The sequence below is a fragment of the Asticcacaulis sp. W401b genome (assembly GCF_046503825.1).
Lineage (GTDB): Bacteria > Pseudomonadota > Alphaproteobacteria > Caulobacterales > Caulobacteraceae > Asticcacaulis.
The window spans coordinates 35,424-53,091 of sequence record NZ_JBKFEE010000017.1 but is presented as its reverse complement, the minus strand read 5'-3'; the positions used below and the strand labels follow the sequence as shown (position 1 = coordinate 53,091).

Genomic DNA, 17,668 nt, shown 5'->3' with positions numbered 1-17,668 from the left:
TCAAGCTCGTCGCTGACGGTGAACGAAATTAACTCAGGCGCTTCACCACGCATGGCGGCACGAATTAGCGCTTCTCCCTCCTCGTCAGAAAGAAGGCCTAGATGGCGGAAATCCTTTTCAGTTATGACCCGGCGGTTCGTCGAGGTGGCCCCCTCTTCTCGCGTGGGTTCGGGGCGCGTGAACTCCTCCGGGACCTCGAACTTTGTTGGAGGCTCTTCGGTCTGCTCTGTTTGCGGTGACCCGACCTTCAGCAGAGACAGCGCGACCTCAGAGTCAGTTATGAGTCCGCCATTAGCCTTGAACTCTTCGTAAGCCGCCTTGGCGGCCTCCGAGATAGTGATTTTCAAGATATCTGCGGCGGACGTGGCTGTGTCCGCGCTTTCGTCCGCAGGCGTGGGAGAGGCTGTAGATGTTAATCTCTCTGAGGATGCCTGACGCAGTGATGTCGCGATTGAAAAATCGGTTGAAAATCGAACCTGCATTTCAGAAACCTCCCTTTAAGAACGAGGGTATCCTGATGCCGACATGCTTAATGGCAAGTTAAGGTTGCAAAATGTGCGGGTGCTGAAATTTGACGCGACCGTTCGGATAATTTCCCCGAATCTGCGTTCGGCGTTTCGGTGCAGGTCATTCGGTCGAAAGTGACAGCACTGTAAAATTTTGCAGAGCGTTCATATTTCTTTCCCTGACAATGTTATTGGCCACAATTCTGAATATTGGTAAAATCCAATCAAATTACGAATAGCCTACAAATCCACCTCCTACTTAACTTATTCTTATGAGGTGAAGCAGGTGCCACAGTATATTCGAATAATAAATCTACGAAACTCAAAGCCTAGCCGACGAGGGAGAGGAATCGCCTCACCGCCGGGCTACTATCATTCTTACGCGTTACCATCAGCAGGTCCATAGGCGCATCAAGGTCTTCCAGCGGCCTGAAGGTAACGTTCGGCATGGCCAGACTGCTGATAAGGGCGGGCACCAGACAGACCCCCAGTCCCGCCGAAACCAGCCCCACCATAGATGCAATATCTCCAACCTTAAGGTCGATCCGCGGCACAAAGCCTGCCTTTTCGCAGACCTCGATAACCGTCTCGATGAAAAAGCCCTGTGTTTGGTTATCCTGCAAGACCACAAAGCTATCCTGCGACAGGTCGGCCAGCTTTGGCGCAGCCGCCGTAGCGACGGGGTGGCCGGAAGGCACGGCCGCCACCAGACGCGTCGAGTAAAACACCTCGGCGCGCAGTGACGACGGCACCGCCTGCGACAGGTATCTGACGAAGGCAATATCCAGCCGTTGATCGAGCAGATGCTCGAACTGGCTGCCTACCGGCAGATTGCGCATCTGAATCTCGACATCCGGAAAGCGCTGCCTGAAGGCCCCTATCAGGTGCGGCAGGGCCGGCTCCATCATGGCCGACCCGACATAACCGATTTCCAGCTTGCCCCGCTCGCCACGTGCTGCGCCCTTTGCGACCTCGATGGCCCGATCGGCGGCTGCGACGGCTTCGATGGCATAGGGCAGGAAGGTCGCACCCACGGCCGATAGTCTTATGCCACGACTGACGCGATCGAACAGGCGTACCCCCAAAGACTCTTCCAGTACGCGGATTTGCTGGCTCAGCGCAGGCTGCGCGATGCCCAAACGCTCGGCCGCGCGCGCCACATGCAGTTCGTCGGCAGTGACGATGAAATAGCGAAGCCGGCGCAGTTCCATGGCGATCCCAAATCATGCAATTTACTTATCAATATTGCATGATTGGCTTTATTGATCAAATGAATGGAGACGACGACATTCCGCGCCTGTTTATTGCCCCGCAAAGGCCCCCGGCGTGTCTCAGAACCCCTATGTTTTTCAACCGGATGAACTGCCCACCCTGCCCGGCAGTCCGCATACGCCGCGTCACGACACGCTGCGCCGGTGGGGCTACATTCCCATTGCCCTGATTGCCGGCATCGCGGGCACGCTCGGTAACGGGCTGGTCAGCGTCCATAGCGCGCTGCTCGCCGGAGCCTACGGCATGGATACGGCGGAGGCCGGCTGGCTGATTGCTGCCAACATGTCGACCGCCGTCTGCGCCAATCTGCTGCTGGTGCGCGCCCGGCAACAGTTCGGATTGATGCGCGTTATCGAATGGCTGGTGCTCGCCTATATATTGGCGGCGGCTCTGCACATATTCGTGCCCGGCTTTCAAACCGCGCTTTTGCTGCGCGCCGTATGCGGTCTGAGCGGTTCGGCCCTCATCGGTCTGGCGGTCTACAGTATGCTTCAGGTCGTTTCGCCACCGGACCGCCCAAAGGGACTGGTGATCGCTTTCGGCATCACCCAGCTCGGCATCCCTCTGGCCAGGCTGGTGCCCACCGACATACTCGCGTGGGATGGCGGCAGCGGACTGTCTTACATCGAACTGGGGCTGGGTCTTCTGGTGCTGTGCGCCATCCACCTGCATCCCGTTCCCCCGACGCTTCATGCCAAGGCCTTTCGAAAAGCCGATTTCCTGACCATGGCCTTCTTTATGCCCGCTATCGTCCTGATCTGCGGGGTGCTGGCGAATGGCCGGGCGCACTGGTGGACCGATACGCCATGGCTGGGCTGGATGCTGGTGGTAGCGCTGCCGCTGCTGATGGTGGCCATCTGGCTCGAAATGCATCGCCACGAGCCGCTGATCACCATCAAGTGGATCAAGGGTTCGGATGTCGTGCGCTTTGCGCTGATCGCCCTGATGGTTCGCGTGTCTCTGGCCGAACAGACCTATGGCGCCGTAGGGCTTCTGACCGTCGGCGGCCTTGGCAATGATCAGCTTCATACGATGTTCGTCTTCGTCATGATCGCCATGGTCTGTGGCACGGCCACAGGCGCGTTCATGCTCAAACCCGGACGCATGCCGCTGGCCATAGGGATATCGGCCCTGCTGATCATGACCGGCGCCCTGATGGACAGCCATGCCTCCAATCTGACCCGCCCGGAACAGCTTTATCTGAGCCAGTCTCTAATCGGTTTCGGCGCCGCCCTCTTTCTGGGGCCGTCGATGATCACCGGCTTCCTGCGCATGCTCAAACACGGCCCGGAAGCCTTCATCACCTTCCTTGTCCTGTTCGGCATGACCCAAAATCTGGGTGCACTTTTCGGCTCGGCCCTACTCGGCAGCTTTCAGACCCTGATGGCGCACCGGTACCGCCAGACCCTCAGCGAAAACCTTCTGAGCACCAATCCCCTCGTCATGCAGCACGGCGACTTTCAGGCCATGCTGACGCGCGAGAGCAACATCCTCGCCTTCAACGACGTGTTCCGTCTCGTCGCCCTTATCGCCTTCATTGTCGCGGTCTGCATGATCGGCAGCGCCCTGCGGCACTTCTATCAAACCCGCACCCCCAAGGTATCTCCATGAGTACGACTACCAAAACGGCAACAGAGTCCGACGTTCGCCCCGTGACCTGGCTTCCGCCTGTTCGTCCCCTGCATCTGACGGCCCTGTCTCTTGTGGCGGGCGCAGCGGGCATACTGAGCCTGCTCTACGCCTGGCAGCTTCCGCCCTTTGGCGGCGCGGTGGAAATCACCGACAATGCCTATGTCCGCGGGCGCACGACCGTCATCGCTCCGCAGGTCAGCGGCTATGTCACCGCCGTCGAAGTCAGCGACTATCAGCCCGTTGGCCGCAATGCCGTGCTCGTTCGTATCGACGACCGCATCTATCGGCAGCGCGTCGCGCAGGCCGAAGCCAATCTCGAAGCCCAGCAAGCGACACTGGCCAACAACCGGCAATCTCTTCACTCCCGACAGGCTGCGCTTTCCGGGCAGACCGCCAGTGTCGCCAATGCGCAGGCACAGTTGGCAAAGGCGCGCGCCGACATGGCGCGGGCGGACGATCTGGTTCGCGACGGCTCCATCTCTCAACGCGAACACGATCAGACGCTGGCCGCGCTCAAACAGGCGCAGGCCGCGGTCGATCAGGCGCAGGCAGGCAATCGCATTTCACAGGAAGATATCCGGACGGTGGAGGTATCGCGCGAAGGGCTGGAGGCGAACGTCAAGGCCGCCGAAGCCCAGTTGCGGCTGGCGCAGGTCGATCTCGATAACACCCTGATCCGCGCACCGGAAAACGGTCGCGCCAGCGAGGTCGGCGTGCGCGTCGGGCAATATGTTACCAACGGCAATCCACTTGTGTCAATCGTACCCGCCGAGCGTTGGATCATCGCCAATTACAAAGAAGCGCAGACGACCCGCATCCGGCCGGGCCAATCCGCCACGCTGAAAGTCGATGCGCTGGGCGGCGCGGTTCTCAATGGTCATGTCGAAGCCTTATCGCCCGCGACCGGATCGGAATTTTCCGCCGTCAAACCCGATAACGGTACCGGCAACTTCGTAAAGGTGCCGCAACGCATCGGGGTCCGCATCCGCATCGATCCGGGGCAGGCCGAAGCCGCACGCCTGCGTCCCGGCATGTCCGTCGAAACCCGCATCCGCACACGGGGCTGATCATGAAATCCCTCGCCCCTCTTTTGTTGCTGCTGACGGGTTGCGCCACCACCCCGCACACACCCACACCCTCCATAACCCCCACCCTGCCCGAAGCGTGGCACAGCGCTGCGCCTCAGGCCCTGCCAGACACGGCGTGGTGGCGCGGCTTTAACGATCCTGTGCTGGCGTCTTTGGTGGAAAAGGCGCTCACCGCCAATACCGATATTGCCATTGCCGCCAGCCGGGTCGAGGACGCCCGTGCGCAACTCCACATAGCCAATGCGCAGACCCTGCCCCTGATCAATATGGGCCTGACCGGCGCGCATCAACGCGACCTCAACGCCTTCGGCGTGCCGGTGACGCAGGATGCAGGGCGCGCACTGGCGACGATGTCCTATGATACCGACCTGTTCGGACGCCTTTCAAACACCAAAGGGGCCGCCCGTGCAAATCTGCTGGCCAGTCAGGCCGCGCAGGACAGTGTCAGACTGGCGACCGCCACCACAACCGCAACGGCCTATATCAACCTGCTGGCCGCCGATGCGCGCCTGAAGATACTGACCGAAACGCTCGCGGCCCGCCAATCCGCCCTGCAACTGGCGCGGCGCAGGGCAGACGCCGGTTACGCCGCGCGTCTCGAAGTCAATCAGGCGCAGGCGGAATACGAAGCCGCCGCGCAACTCATTCCCACCGTGCGCCTGTCGATCCGGCGTTATGAAAACGCGCTGAGCCTTCTGCTGGGAGAAGCGCCGGCCACCATCGCCAGAGGCGACGGTCTTCTGTCGCTGCATGTGCCGGCGCCGACGACGATCATGCCTTCTGAACTGCTGCGCCATCGACCGGATATCTTCGAAGCCGAGCAAGGCGTGGCGGCGGCAGATCGCAATCTGGGCGCTGCGCGGGCGGCGCTAATGCCGAACCTGCAACTCACCCTTTCAGGCGGCCGCGCCAATTCCAGCCTGCTGAGCAGCGGCGTCGACGTTTTCAGTCTGGGCGGCAGCCTTGTCGCACCGCTCTTTTCCGGCGGACGACTGGAAGGGCAGGTCGATGCGGCGACGGCCAGACGCGAACAGGCGGTTTTGGGCTATCGCAAAACCGTGCTGACGGCCCTGCGCGATGTCGAAGATGCACTGGCTGCCGGTGAAGAACTGAAGGCCTCGGAAGCGGCCATCGAGCAGCAAGGGCAGGCTTTGGCCATCAGTCTTAAACTGGCGCGCGGTCGTTATGAGGCTGGTTATGCACCCTATCTGGAGCAGCTTGACGCGCAACGCAGTGCTCTTGCCGCCGAACTGGCGCTGATTCAATCGCGCACCGATCGCCTGAATGCCGCCGTCACGCTGTTTCAGGCCTTAGGCGGCGGCTGGTCGGAACCTACTGACAGCGTGGAACGGAAATGACCACTCACACTGGCCATATGTCCTCGGTTCGACGGCGCGAACATCGTCAGCAGAAGATAATCAAAGTGGCTACTGAAGTTTTTCTGGAACATGGCTACAGAACCAGCTCAATGAGCGAAGTGGCCTCGCGCCTTGGAGGCTCCAAAGCGACACTATGGCAGTACTTTCCCTCAAAGGACGAGCTGTTTGTCGCTACCATAAATGACGCTATCGACCAGTTGCAAGGGGAGCTCTCGCCCAGCCTCTTTGGAACTAGCGATACGCATTCAACTCTATTGCGGTTTTGCCTAAATGTCTCACGAGTGATGCTTCAACCACGTCGACTAGCCCTATTCCGCTTGGTACAGGCTGAAGCCGAACGATTTCCGACTTTAGCCGCCAGATACGACGCTGCCTGCCTGCAAAACAATCTCCTGCCACTTAGCGGTTACCTGCGAGCGGAAATGGACCGTTGTAAGCTACGTTACATTGATCCAATGATTGCAGCTAGGACACTACTTGCCCTCGCCATCGACATTCCTCAACGCCATTATCTACTTCATCCCGACAAATTCGAAGGTGAGAAGGATGAGCGTTGCGCTTCAGAAGACGCGGTTGACACCTTTCTTCGCATCTTTGGGCCTTAGATTCGCGCAGATTATGGGAGGTTCGTGCGATAGGGCGGTGTCATATCGGCTACACACTGACGCCATAGATGACTGATTTCGTTTTGGGTATAGTTATGCGTAACGGGACAATCGACTATCTTAAACTGTGTCTCGCTATTATGGTCGTTGGCATACATACCAATCTAGGTGCCGATATAAATCCGGTCGCGTCGCACTTTCTCGTCGACTATCTGTTCCGCATCGCCGTGCCGATCTTCTTCATGATCAATGGCTACTACGCCTTGGCGGTCATCGGAAATCCTCGACGCTTTGTCCGCTGGAGTCTGCACATCTGGCTCCTGTTTACGGTCTGGACCCTGATCTACGGCTTCGACGCCTTACGCAATATCAGAACCGTGACTGACATCATGAACCTCACCTTTGTCGGTTATTTTCACCTGTGGTATCTGCCCGCGGTTCTAGCGGCGGGCGGCGTTTTTCACCTTATGCGTCGGGTATCGACGCCGTGGCTGATGGCACTGATGATCATAGGCTATGCGGCGGGTCTTTTTACGCAATACACCGGGAATTATCACCTATTTCGCGGCACAGTCTACGACCACATCTTCCAGCACTATCCCATCTACCGGAACTTCCTGTGCATGGGCGTGCCCTTTTTCGGCATAGGGTTGCTGCTCGCGCGTCATGGCCTGTCGGGCATTTCCCGCGCCCTTGTCAATATCGGTCTGGTCTCAGGCGTACTTCTTCTTTTGGCCGAATATGCGATCAACCGGTATTTTGGGGTGACAGAAGGCCTCGACGTTTTATTTTCCCTGCCGGTCCTGGCCACAGCGGTATTTCTGAAGGCACTTCAACGGTATGAACCAGCCGAGACGACTGAAATCAGCGACATGGCGACGCTGATCTTTTTCCTGCACCCGCTGATCCTCAGAATTCTGGAGACCCACGTGACGATCGGCCGCAGTTACCACCTCTTCATCGTCGTTTTTATCATCGCGCTGATTTCGCCGACCCTGGCGCGGATAAACGCCGTCTCGAAACGCGTACTGAAGTTCTCTATCATTTAAAAAAGGGTTATGGCGCCGCTCGAAGCACCATCGCCCTACCCGCTCAAGCCGCCTTGAGTCCGATGCGCTTTCAGGACAAGGTCCATAATGCTGCGCCTCAGTTCTTCTTCACCGAGTGACCATATCCCGTTCATTTTTGGGAAACGATTAGTCGATTCTCTTTGCGCTCATCGCCGAGCGGACGTCCTGTACTCGTCGGGTGTCGAACCCGTCATCCGCTTGAACATAGCGATGAAAGATGAGGCGCTACTGTAGCCCAAGGCAGTTCCCACTGTCTCAATCGTCTCGTTCGCTTCAAGTAAAGGGAGCGCTCGTGTCACCCGCAGCCTCTGCTTCCACTCGGCGAATGGCATACCCAGATCGCGCAAGCATCGGCGAATCAATGTTCGCTCAGCTATGCCAACAATCCTGGCAAGTTCGGCCAGAGATCTGTTGTCTGCTGGGTTTTCGTTGAGGGTGGAAAGCACGAGGTCAAGATGATGGTCATTTGACCAAGGTAGATAAGTTCCTACGTGTCGAGCCACCTTAACTAAGTCAACAACCACATGCAGAAAACGTAAATGGTCCTCGTGTCCATTATCCACATGTTCATTTGATCGAAGATGCTCCAGCATCGATCTGAGAAGCGGCGTGACCTCAAGTGCGGTCGTCTCTTCGGGCAAGTCGGCACAAAGAGCGGCATCCACATACAGTGAGCAATGTACCGCAGCGTATCGATTCAATCCGCGGTGCTCCACCCCCGGGGGTAGCCATACGGCATACTGAGGAGGCGCCAGATAATGGCTGCTACTTAAACTGATTTCCATCATGCCGCTGTATGAATAGACGAACTCGCCCCAAGGATGCCTATGGAGGGGATAGCTGGCATTCCCGGGCATGTTGGCAAACCTGAAGTACAGCGGATAGGGTAACTGGTCCCTGAAGGGAGCCTGATATTGCACCGCCGCTTCGGTCGAACGCACCCGTGTCAGATTTTGCATACCGACTGTCATTAAATCACTATATAGACAGTTTCTGCCAAATGCTATTCTGGAGGCTCGAAAAGGATGCCTCGAATGCAAAGTCAAAAGTCAGTTGATTGGACGGCTCTAGGCCTGATGGTGCCGATATGCCTAGTCTGGGCGTTTCAACAAATCGGTCTCAAAGCGACTGAAAGCCTCGCAGCACCAGTTTTCCAGATAGGTATACGGTCTGGAATCGCTGCCGTAGCCGTGTTTTTTTTCATATTGTTTAAGGGAGAAGGCATCCCTTTATTTGGGCGACAAGGCTTCTTTGGCGGTCTTGCTGGCGCTCTATTCGCGCTGGAGTTCTTGCTTATCGGCGAAGCCCTCCGACACACGTCCGCAGCGCATGTGGTTGTTTTTCTATACACGGCGCCTGTCTTTTCCGCTTTAGGCCTGCACTGGAAGCTTCGGGAGGAACGTCTTTCAGTCGCGCAATGGTGTGGCATCGGACTGGCGGCTGCTGGAATCGCGTTTGCTTTTCTCGTGCCGTCGTCAGGCAAAGAGAGAAGCGCCGACTGGGAATCGACCTTGTGGGGCGATAGTCTCGCACTCATGGCGGGTGCGGCTTGGGGGCTGACCACAGTTGTCATCCGAACAACCCAACTCAGCATCCTCCCCGCCAAGCATGTCCTTTTTTATCAACTCTTCAGTGCCTTCATCATTCTCACCGGGTTCGCGGCCTACACGCAACAGACGGCGTTTACGATTTCGACGCTTCTGTTCGCAAACCTGTTATTCCAGACGGTGATTGTTTCAATCGCCAGCTTTCTTGCGTGGTTCTGGCTACTCAAAAAGTACCGCGCTTCGCAACTCGGTGTGTTCTCGTTCATGACGCCACTCTTCGGTGTCCTTCTCGGAGTGATCCTTCTTGATGAGAAGTTGAGCCAGGGGTTTGTGGTCGGCTCAGTCGCCGTCATAGCTGGGATTGTCCTTGTGAGCGCGTCTCGATCATCCACAGAAGCGCTGGTATCGTCGACGCACACCGAAGTTCGTCGCCAATCCTCTAACAAAAGCAGTTGAGAGCCCCGTTCGGACCTTCTCACACCAAGGCCCCACTTTAAACTTGACGCCTCACAGCACCGCCAACACCAGCCCTAAGTGTCAAGAAAGGTATTAGCCAGGCAACTTACGCGTGCTGTTGGCCCAGAGGTTACATCGACCTGTTACCCTGGCCATTCGGCTGAAGCGACACCGATACCGCACATCGAAACCCGATGTGGCTTGACGATGAGTCGATGGTCTGCGCCGAGCGCGCCGCCGGCCGGTAACGCTGACAGTAGTTCGGCGCGCACAGGTGCGAACCGCCTTTCAAGACCTTTCGCCCGAAACGAGCGTAGGGATCGTTAAGGTCGAAGCTGGCCCGCTCACTGCCTCCTCTAGGGTTGGACGGCGTGCAACAGCTTCCCGAAGCCTTGGTCTCCTTGACTGGCAGACCATACCAGTCGTCCGTCCACTCCCAGACATTGCCGATCATATCAAAAAGCCCAAAGCCATTGGCAGGGAAAGTTTGGACCGGTGAGGTAAACTCCCATCCATCGTCGAGTCGGTTCTCATGCGGGAATTCGCCCTGCCAGGTATTGGCCATTACGGAAGCATCCGGATAGAGTGTGTCACCCCAGGCAAACTCCCGCCCCTCAAGCCCCCCACGCGCGGCGATCTCCCATTCCGCCTCGCTGGGCAGTCGCTTCCCAGCCCACTGCGCATAGGCCAGGGCATCGGCATGGGCAATGTGCACGACCGGATGCGATCCGAGATCATCCAGATTACTGCCAGGGCCTCTCGGTTGCCGCCAATCAGCTCCCGCGCGAAAAATCCAATAGGCGTTGATGTCCCGTACATGCGTCGGCCGGGCCGGGCGCTGGAAAACGAGGGAGCCCGGTGAGAGTAAGGCTGGGTCAACTCCTGGAAAATCCGCAAGATTGGGCGAAATCTCCGCAACCGTGATATAGCCGGTTGCAGCGACAAAGACCGCGAACTGGTCGTTGGTGACGGGGGTGGCATCAATCCAGAACGGATCAACCCTGACCCGCCGCACTGGTGCTTCTTCTGGATAGTAGCGTTCGGACCCCATAGAGAAGACGCCACCCGGGATGTAGATCATCCCGGCGCGGGCGTCGCCTACGTCTCCAGCGGTCCGAACGTCCGTCATGGCTCAGCGTACCTCTCGCCAGCCGCGCGGGTTGCCAGCGGCCTCATCGCGTTTCTGTTTTAGCGCTGCCTCCAGCCGGGCGCGCACATCCGGGTGTTTGGCAGTGACATCGATCGATTCATTATCCACATCGAGGCGGGTCAGCGAGGGCTTTATACCGTAGGTCGACGCCCCACCGGGCTGTAGGGGTGAGGTGTTGTCGACCGGATCACGGAACTTATATCCGCGATCGCGAATGGCTTCATACTTACCGGTCCAAGTGGTGACGTAATAGAGATACTGATGTGGCGTCTGCTCGCCCTTCAGCAAGCCCCGAATGTCCTTTCCATCGACCTCGCGGTCTTTGGGCAAGGGGATATTCAGGGCCGTCAGGATCGAGGGGAAGAGGTCGATATTCATCGCCATCTCCTCACTCACCGTCTGGGGTTTCGTGACGCCCGGCCAATAGATCAGGGCCGGCACACGCTGCCCGCCCTCATAGGTCTCGCCCTTACGGCCGCGCAGGTCCCCGACGCTGCCGCCGGTGTCGCCGCCATTGTCGCTTAGGATGACGATGATGGTATTGTCCTCGATCCCTTGCGCCTTAACGGTCTGCAGAATGCGACCGACATTGGTGTCGAGGTCTTCGATCACATCCCCGTAGGTTCCCCCTTCAGAAACGCCTTTATGCTTCGGGTTAGGGTGATGGGGGACGTGTGGGGCCGTATAAGGCACGTAGGCGAAGAACGGCTTCTTGGCATTGTCGGTGATAAAGCTCACCGCTTCATCGGTAATACGTTCGGTCAAGGTCGCCTGATCGGTCTTGTCGCCCGGCGTATCGACCGTCTTGTTGCGCCAAAGCGTTTCGGGCGCCATGTCGTTCGAATAGAGAATGCCGAAATACTGCTGGAAGCCGAAGTCATTGGGAAGATGGCCCTCTGTATCGCCAAGGTGCCACTTGCCGAAGGCACCGGTCGTATAACCCGCGCGCGTCAGAACTTCGGGCAGCAGGATTTCATCCTGCGGCAGAGCGTTCGCCCAACCCTGACTACGGCGGATCAGGGATACCGGGTGCCCAGTTGGGAAATAGACATGATTGGCCGCGTGCGCCCGAGTTGGGTAGCGACCGCTCAGAAGCGCGGCACGCGAAGGGGTGCACACGGGTGACGCCGAATAAAACTGATCGAGCTTGGTCCCACGGTCGGCCAGAGAATCGATATTCGGGGTCTTGATCAGCTTGTTCCCGTAGGACGAAAGGTCACCCGCGCCCAGATCATCGAACAGGATGACGATGATATTAGGCTTCGCGCCCGACACCGGCCTGATGCTTTGCAGATAAGTCTGCTTTTGCGCCAGATGCTCAGGTTTTGGCTCCGCATTCAGCGCGGCGGCCCTTGCAATCTCGGTATTGGGCGAGAGCGTCAGCGACACGGTTCCGGTCCCGTCTTTCGGTACGGCCACGCGTTGATATACGGCCTTGGTGCCAAATCCGGAGATCTGCAGCGCCACCTCACCATCCGGGATGTTCTGGAAGCGGAAGGCTCCATCCGGTCCGGTCGTCGCCGAGCGCAGGAGGTCGGGTGCAACGACGCGCACACCGGCGGCCGGTTTGCCGTTAGCGCCGGTAACGGTGCCACTGAGTTCCGCGGCGGAGGCCAGGTCCATGGCGACCAGACCGGTGAGCGCGGTCACGCAGGCGAGACGCGTACGCAGACGGTTACCTCGGCGAGCATTACGGGATAGCTTTGTCATGACATCACCTCTTAAAGGGCGTAGCGAAGACCGACGAACAGGCGGCGCCCGGCGTCGATGTAGGTGGCTGGCAGACCGCCCTCGTAGAAGGTGCGCTCATCCGTATCGAGGATGTTCACGGCTTCGACGACGACGGAGAAGTTGTCACGGACCTTGTAGGTAACGCTGCCGTCGAGTGTGCCGAAGGGCCGGGCGTAGGTGCTAAGCGCGGTTCCCGTACCGACGGCGGAGAGGAAGCCGCTGCGCCACGAATAGGACAGGCGCGCTGCAAACGGCCCCTTCTCGTAATAGCCCGTGAAATTGTAGTTGTGGCGGGACGCGCCGGTAAGCTGCGTCGGGTCGGAATTATCGATGAAGGTATAGTTGATCACCGTGCCCAGACCATCGTAGGGCGCGGGCAGGAAACTAAACGCCTGTTGGTAATACACTTCTGCGCCTTTCACCGTGACTCCCGTCCCATTGACGAGACGGCTCACCGTGAACGGTACGGAGGCCTGCTGGGTCGTACCGTTGGCGTACTCGTAGGTGACGGTATAGTTTTGCGACGTGGTTTCGCGTCGAATCAGAGACTCGATATCCTTGTAAAACAAGGATGTGCCAAGTAGCGCGTCTCTGGCAAAGTACCATTCCGCTGTGGCATCCAGATTGTTCGACCGGAACGGGTCAAGCACCGGGTTATTCTGCGTGATGGCACGCGACGAGGCATTGGCCGTGGTCGTCGGCGATGTCTCACCGAGATTGGGCCGCGTCAGGGTCTTCGACGCCGACAGGCGGAACAGCAACCTGTCCGTCGCATCGAACTTCAGGTTCAGACTGGGCAGGACGTCCGTATATTCCCGGTCAACCGCGATGGGTTCTGCGGCCGGGACACGGGTGATGCCGCCGGCGTCCGGCAGTACGGTGATCCCATTGAGGTTGGGACTCACACCGACCGTCGTCTGTTCGGTGCGCACCACGCGCACGCCGACATTTCCGGTCAGGCGCCCGAAGTCGAGATCGGCGCGCACATATCCCGCCAATGTCTTCTCCCGCACATCCGTAATACCAGAGGCATCATTGGTCAGGCTACCGGCGCTGATGAGCTGCGCGTCAGAATAGTTGGCGACAAAGGCGCGTGTATCGGAGGCCAGCCACTCTTTCGGGAAGGTGGCCGCACCGTCATAGCTGCCGAGGAAGCTCCCCGAGCCCGCCCGGCGCAGTTTCATGAACGAAGCGGCGCTGAATGACCCAGGCAAGGTGCCTGCGGGCAGCCCACCAACGAGATTGCTTAGTTGGGCAGCGGTTACGGTCAGGCGCTCATTGTCCTGGTAGATGGCACGGTCGACATAGTGCGCACCGAAGCGGATGCCGGAAACGCCATGCCAGTCGAAGGCCTTTGCGACATCAAACTTGGCGTCCTTCACCTCGTCAGAACTATCGCGATTGAATTCGCCGTTGAGGCTGGCAACGCGGAAGCTTGATGGGTTCAGGCGCGCCTGATCATAACCGTTAAGATAGATGATGCTGCCGACATCGTCGCCAGGCGCAACCGAATACTCGGCCTGCCCGTTGGCGATGGTGGCGATATTGAGGTTGTCGCGGTGTTGGCGCGACAGGGCGTAGGCGACCTCGAAATTCGCTACCCAGCCATTGGCTTCATACTTGGCACCCCCGACCAGAGAGCGAATGAAGCCGCTGCGATCCTCATAGCGCCCCCCACCCCGATTATCGAGGTCCGCCACGCGGAAGCGTGTCGCCGTCTGGATGCCGCCGATCGTTTGCGTAGACGCACTTAACACCGTGTTTGCGTTTCCGAATATCTGCAGGTTCTCGTTGGTGATCGCGACCACATCGAGCTTCGAGTAGAAGCCTTCAAGCGAGAGCGTCAGCGCGTCATTGACGCGATACTGGAAAGCCGAACTGAGGCTGATCCGCTTATTGTCTTCCTCGTAGTTATAGACATAGATTTGCTGCGGAATACGCACCTGAAGCGTCGGCTCGATCACCCCATTGGCGTTCAGGTCATCACCGCCCGTACCTCCGGCCGGTATGCCCGCACCCTCGGTCGTCACCGTATAGAAGGCGCCAGCCGTGTGCGTTTCAGGACGGCGACGCGTGTACGAAACACCTAAAGAGGCGCCGAAACGGCCGTCATCGGACTGCTGCGAGAAGAAACCCGACACGCGCGGCGCCCACAGACCCGAATTGCTCTCACGCTCGCCCTGAACCGAGAAGGTAGCGATCCGCTTAGCCGTGTCGAAGGGCTTGGCCGTGACGACATCCACAGACCCCGCCAGACCACCATCCTCCAGGTCTGCGGTTGGCGATTTATAGACTGATAGCGTGCGCACAAATTCGGAAGGCAGGATGGTGAAGTCGAAGGTCCGGCTTGAGGCGGTATCGGCATTGGAGAGCGCGTTCGGCAAAACCCGACCATTGAAGGTCGCTTGCGTGAAATTGGACGGCAGGCCGCGGATATTGACGGTACGCCCCTCCCCCCGCGTCCGGTTGATCTGCACACCGCTGATGCGCTGAACGGACTCAGCGATGTTCACATCCGGAAACTGCCCGATGTCCTCGACGCTGATCGCATCGACGACACTGTCCGCACGGCGTTTGGTGGACAAGGCGCGATCGAGGCCGCCGCGGATACCGCGTACCACAACCTCTTGAATGGCGCTGTCACCCTCGGGTGTGGCAGTAAGCTCATCAGCCGCAAAGGCCGGAGCGGATAAAAGGGCGAGAGAAAGGGCGCCCAAAGACGCAGATACGCGCCAGGCGTCGGATGAGAAGGACACAGTAGGCTCCTGATCGAGGGTGCTAGTCGTTGATCAGGTGGTCCTGTCTCGCTGGATATTCCTATTAAATCGACCTGGATTTACAACAAGGCAGAATTTCTATCATGCCAGTTAAGCGCGTATCAGCATTTATTTTATATTATTGATTTTGTGCATTATTTTCTCACGATATTGAATTTTCGAAGCTGAGGAACTTGTAGAACGGACTCAAGCGCCTGACGAAATGCATTTGCGGGGTTAGTTTTATCGCCGCGCCTCGCGCAAGTATCGCGTCCATTCCCACGTCACGTTTAAGGGTCACGCGATATGCGGTCAGGGTCTCGACGCCTAAAGTCAGCCCCCCGATGTGTCAAACGTCACCTTCCGAAGCTTTCATCGACTTGTTCGTCGATAAAGAAGGTGCAGGAAGGTAATGGAGGTAGCTCCGCAGAATTTTCGGACCTTTTTGCGGAACACCTGCGGATGGATTCATACCGCGGCCAGTATCGGCTGGCAGTTTGGGGGTGTCAGGCATTCCAATCCCCTCCAGAAGCCGAAATGCTTTGGAACAACCGCAATCTATTTATCTCGCCTGGCAATAGCCCCGGTAAAAGACTTTTTGTCGGCCACAGGGGATTATATATCGAGCAGGCGTAACAAATCGGACGCATGATGCATACCGGCGAGAGCATGGCGGTTTCCATTTCGAAATCAGGAATGTCCGCGAGCCATAACTCATGCACAGCGTCATTCCTGGAAGGGTTCCAGACGAAGACGCCGCGGCTCTGAGGAGATTAGAACTCGTCCTGTGGACGAGCGCAGGAGCTACCATCCTGCTACTCTATTTTCGGCGAGCGACGAATAGATCGATCTTGACGCACACTCAATGCGTCAATTTGCCGCGTAATAGCGTGACTATGCTCTCGCCTTCCTTTTTTTGCTCAGTCACCTAAGCTGTAGATTCCGCTTCAGCGGTGATACAGCCGTCACTAACCTTCTCGCGGGGAACGGCGCCATTTTTGGCGATGAGAGATAAGGACTTGCGAACGGGCGGCTATCATCATTTTAATGACCGAGCAGGATTGGAGGCTTGGTTCAGACGAAGCCGATGACACATTTCTGCGGACATTCGCGAAGTGACGAGCAATCGCCTGATTCCATTATATCCCTCGACGATATAGGTTGTAAGCATCTTGAGCGCATGCATATCGCGCCTTCCGGCGATATCTGAAATTGCGTCACTAAAATCGACATCATCCCGATAGGATAAGAGGCACGACGTGGGACTTCGCGAGGCAAAGAAAGAAAAAACGCGAACCCGGCTGCTTGAGGCTGCTCTTCACCTCGTTAGCGAAAATGGTTTTGAAGCCACCACCATCTCTGACATCGCGAGTGCCGTCGAAATCTCACCACGAACCGTTCTGCGCTATTTCCCCACGAAGGAAGACATTCTTGTCTCCTGGGTTGGCGACCGCATGGCGAGCATCACCACGGAACTTGAGCGAAATCTAAGAAGTACGGCGCCAGCGGCAGCCCTGCTTATGGCTGGCCGCTCAATGCTTGCGGCTTACGACCAAAATCCGGCGCTTTTTCTGAAAGCTGAACGTCTACTACTCACAAGCCCTAGCCTCGCCGCCAGCAAAGAACAGATGATAGTTAATCTGGGACGCGACGTAGCGATGCAACTCACCTCTATAGGCGAACCTAAGTTGTCACCCCTCATCGCTGAAGCACTTGCTGGGGTCGTGTTCGCGATAATGCGCGCGACGATCGTCAACTGGGTTGAAAACCTAGGACAAGGCGTGATCGTCGAACAGTATGATAGCGCTACGAGCGTCATCTCACTGCTCAAAAATGACACTGACTGACATTTGGCATTGACCGCCATTATTAGTTGCGGCACATACTCGCAAAGAACACCGCGTGAGTAGCGGGAATTAACAGGTCTTTGCATTTGGAGTTATAGCCAATGAAACAACGGAAATGGACACGGATTGGCGCTTACCTGATTGGTGCCTTTTTCATCATCGGCGCATTGGGTAACATTTTTCCACCTGACGAAGTTCGTGCCAATTATCTTCGCTGGGGCTATCCCTCTTGGTTTCACTATGTGACTGGCGCATTAGAACTCGCCGCCGCTGTCCTCCTATTCTCTAAATACCGCCTCTGGGGCTCTGCGCTCGGTGCGTCCATCATGCTAGCCGCCGCCGGCACGGTACTGATCAATGGAGAGCTTACTCATTCCATTCCTCCGCTCGTTGTGCTGACTCTTTGTGCAATACTGGCCTTCGCCATTTTCAAACACGAACCAATCCCGTCTCAGGCCGACTGAACCTAAAACTCAACCCGAACGCCATTGCTCGAATTCAATTTGCCTTCAGGCTATTGAGCCCTAGCTGGAAGTAACGTTCTAACGGCTTCACGCGGGGGTCTTGATCGCGGATGCCGCATCTGAATCCAGTGCATTTGATTTGCACCTGGCACAGGGTCGGGATCA

The 17,668-nt window shown here is 57.6% G+C and carries 14 protein-coding genes; 8 read left to right on the top strand and 6 right to left on the bottom strand.

Going from position 1 to position 17,668, the window contains the following annotated elements; all coding sequences use genetic code 11:
* Together ACK8OE_RS18670 and ACK8OE_RS18665 are read right to left on the bottom strand one after the other, a co-directional pair.
* A partial coding sequence (locus tag ACK8OE_RS18670; protein ID WP_410273842.1) for a hypothetical protein occupies positions 1 to 482 on the bottom strand: 482 nt, incomplete at its 3' end.
* Between the two features lie 353 nt (positions 483 to 835).
* Positions 836 to 1,717: a LysR substrate-binding domain-containing protein gene (locus tag ACK8OE_RS18665; protein ID WP_410273841.1), complete on the bottom strand. Its 882-nt coding sequence runs from the start codon at positions 1,715 to 1,717 to the stop codon at positions 836 to 838.
* Between the two features lie 115 nt (positions 1,718 to 1,832).
* On the opposite strand from ACK8OE_RS18665, the gene ACK8OE_RS18660 reads away from it, so the two are divergent.
* From ACK8OE_RS18660 to ACK8OE_RS18640, 5 genes are all read left to right on the top strand, one after another.
* Positions 1,833 to 3,389 carry an MFS transporter gene (locus ACK8OE_RS18660; protein ID WP_410273840.1) on the top strand — a complete coding sequence of 519 codons (1,557 nt, stop codon included), beginning with the start codon at positions 1,833 to 1,835 and terminating at the stop codon, positions 3,387 to 3,389.
* Positions 3,386 to 4,477: an HlyD family secretion protein gene (locus tag ACK8OE_RS18655; RefSeq protein WP_410273839.1), complete on the top strand. Its 1,092-nt coding sequence runs from the start codon at positions 3,386 to 3,388 to the stop codon at positions 4,475 to 4,477. The genes ACK8OE_RS18660 and ACK8OE_RS18655 overlap by 4 nt, the downstream gene beginning before the upstream one ends.
* Before the next feature lie 2 nt (positions 4,478 to 4,479).
* Positions 4,480 to 5,856 carry an efflux transporter outer membrane subunit gene (locus ACK8OE_RS18650; protein ID WP_410273838.1) on the top strand — a complete coding sequence of 459 codons (1,377 nt, stop codon included), beginning with the start codon at positions 4,480 to 4,482 and terminating at the stop codon, positions 5,854 to 5,856.
* The gene (locus tag ACK8OE_RS18645; protein ID WP_410273837.1) at positions 5,853 to 6,482 is read left to right on the top strand and encodes a TetR/AcrR family transcriptional regulator; all 630 of its coding nucleotides are present in this window, start codon (positions 5,853 to 5,855) and stop codon (positions 6,480 to 6,482) included. The genes ACK8OE_RS18650 and ACK8OE_RS18645 overlap by 4 nt, the downstream gene beginning before the upstream one ends.
* A 95-nt stretch (positions 6,483 to 6,577) precedes the next feature.
* Positions 6,578 to 7,531: an acyltransferase family protein gene (locus tag ACK8OE_RS18640; RefSeq protein ID WP_410273836.1), complete on the top strand. Its 954-nt coding sequence runs from the start codon at positions 6,578 to 6,580 to the stop codon at positions 7,529 to 7,531.
* A gap of 167 nt (positions 7,532 to 7,698) precedes the next feature.
* Here ACK8OE_RS18640 and ACK8OE_RS18635 read toward each other — a convergent pair whose 3' ends face one another.
* Positions 7,699 to 8,511, bottom strand: coding sequence for a helix-turn-helix domain-containing protein (locus ACK8OE_RS18635; RefSeq protein ID WP_410273835.1), 813 nt, complete (start codon positions 8,509 to 8,511; stop codon positions 7,699 to 7,701).
* A 75-nt stretch (positions 8,512 to 8,586) separates the two neighbouring features.
* Here ACK8OE_RS18635 and ACK8OE_RS18630 point away from each other — a divergent pair, with 75 nt between their 5' ends.
* Positions 8,587 to 9,555: a DMT family transporter gene (locus ACK8OE_RS18630; RefSeq protein ID WP_410273834.1), complete on the top strand. Its 969-nt coding sequence runs from the start codon at positions 8,587 to 8,589 to the stop codon at positions 9,553 to 9,555.
* A gap of 130 nt (positions 9,556 to 9,685) precedes the next feature.
* Here ACK8OE_RS18630 and ACK8OE_RS18625 read toward each other — a convergent pair whose 3' ends face one another.
* From ACK8OE_RS18625 to ACK8OE_RS18615, 3 genes are read right to left on the bottom strand one after another with little or no spacing between them, the layout of a single operon-like run.
* The gene (locus ACK8OE_RS18625; RefSeq protein WP_410273833.1) at positions 9,686 to 10,684 is read right to left on the bottom strand and encodes a formylglycine-generating enzyme family protein; all 999 of its coding nucleotides are present in this window, start codon (positions 10,682 to 10,684) and stop codon (positions 9,686 to 9,688) included.
* 3 nt (positions 10,685 to 10,687) lie between these two features.
* On the bottom strand, positions 10,688 to 12,415 hold the full coding sequence (locus tag ACK8OE_RS18620) for a sulfatase-like hydrolase/transferase (RefSeq protein ID WP_410273832.1): 1,728 nt from the start codon (positions 12,413 to 12,415) through the stop codon (positions 10,688 to 10,690).
* A gap of 11 nt (positions 12,416 to 12,426) precedes the next feature.
* A complete protein-coding gene (locus ACK8OE_RS18615) occupies positions 12,427 to 15,192 on the bottom strand; it encodes a TonB-dependent receptor (protein WP_410273831.1) in 2,766 nt (921 codons plus the stop codon).
* Positions 15,193 to 16,451: 1,259 nt separating this feature from the next.
* On the opposite strand from ACK8OE_RS18615, the gene ACK8OE_RS18610 reads away from it, so the two are divergent.
* Entirely contained in the window at positions 16,452 to 17,039 is a 588-nt protein-coding gene (locus ACK8OE_RS18610) for a TetR/AcrR family transcriptional regulator (RefSeq protein WP_410273830.1), read from the top strand.
* Between the two features lie 101 nt (positions 17,040 to 17,140).
* A complete protein-coding gene (locus ACK8OE_RS18605; protein WP_410273829.1) occupies positions 17,141 to 17,503 on the top strand; it encodes a DoxX family protein in 363 nt (120 codons plus the stop codon).
* Positions 17,504 to 17,668: the final 165 nt, after the last annotated feature.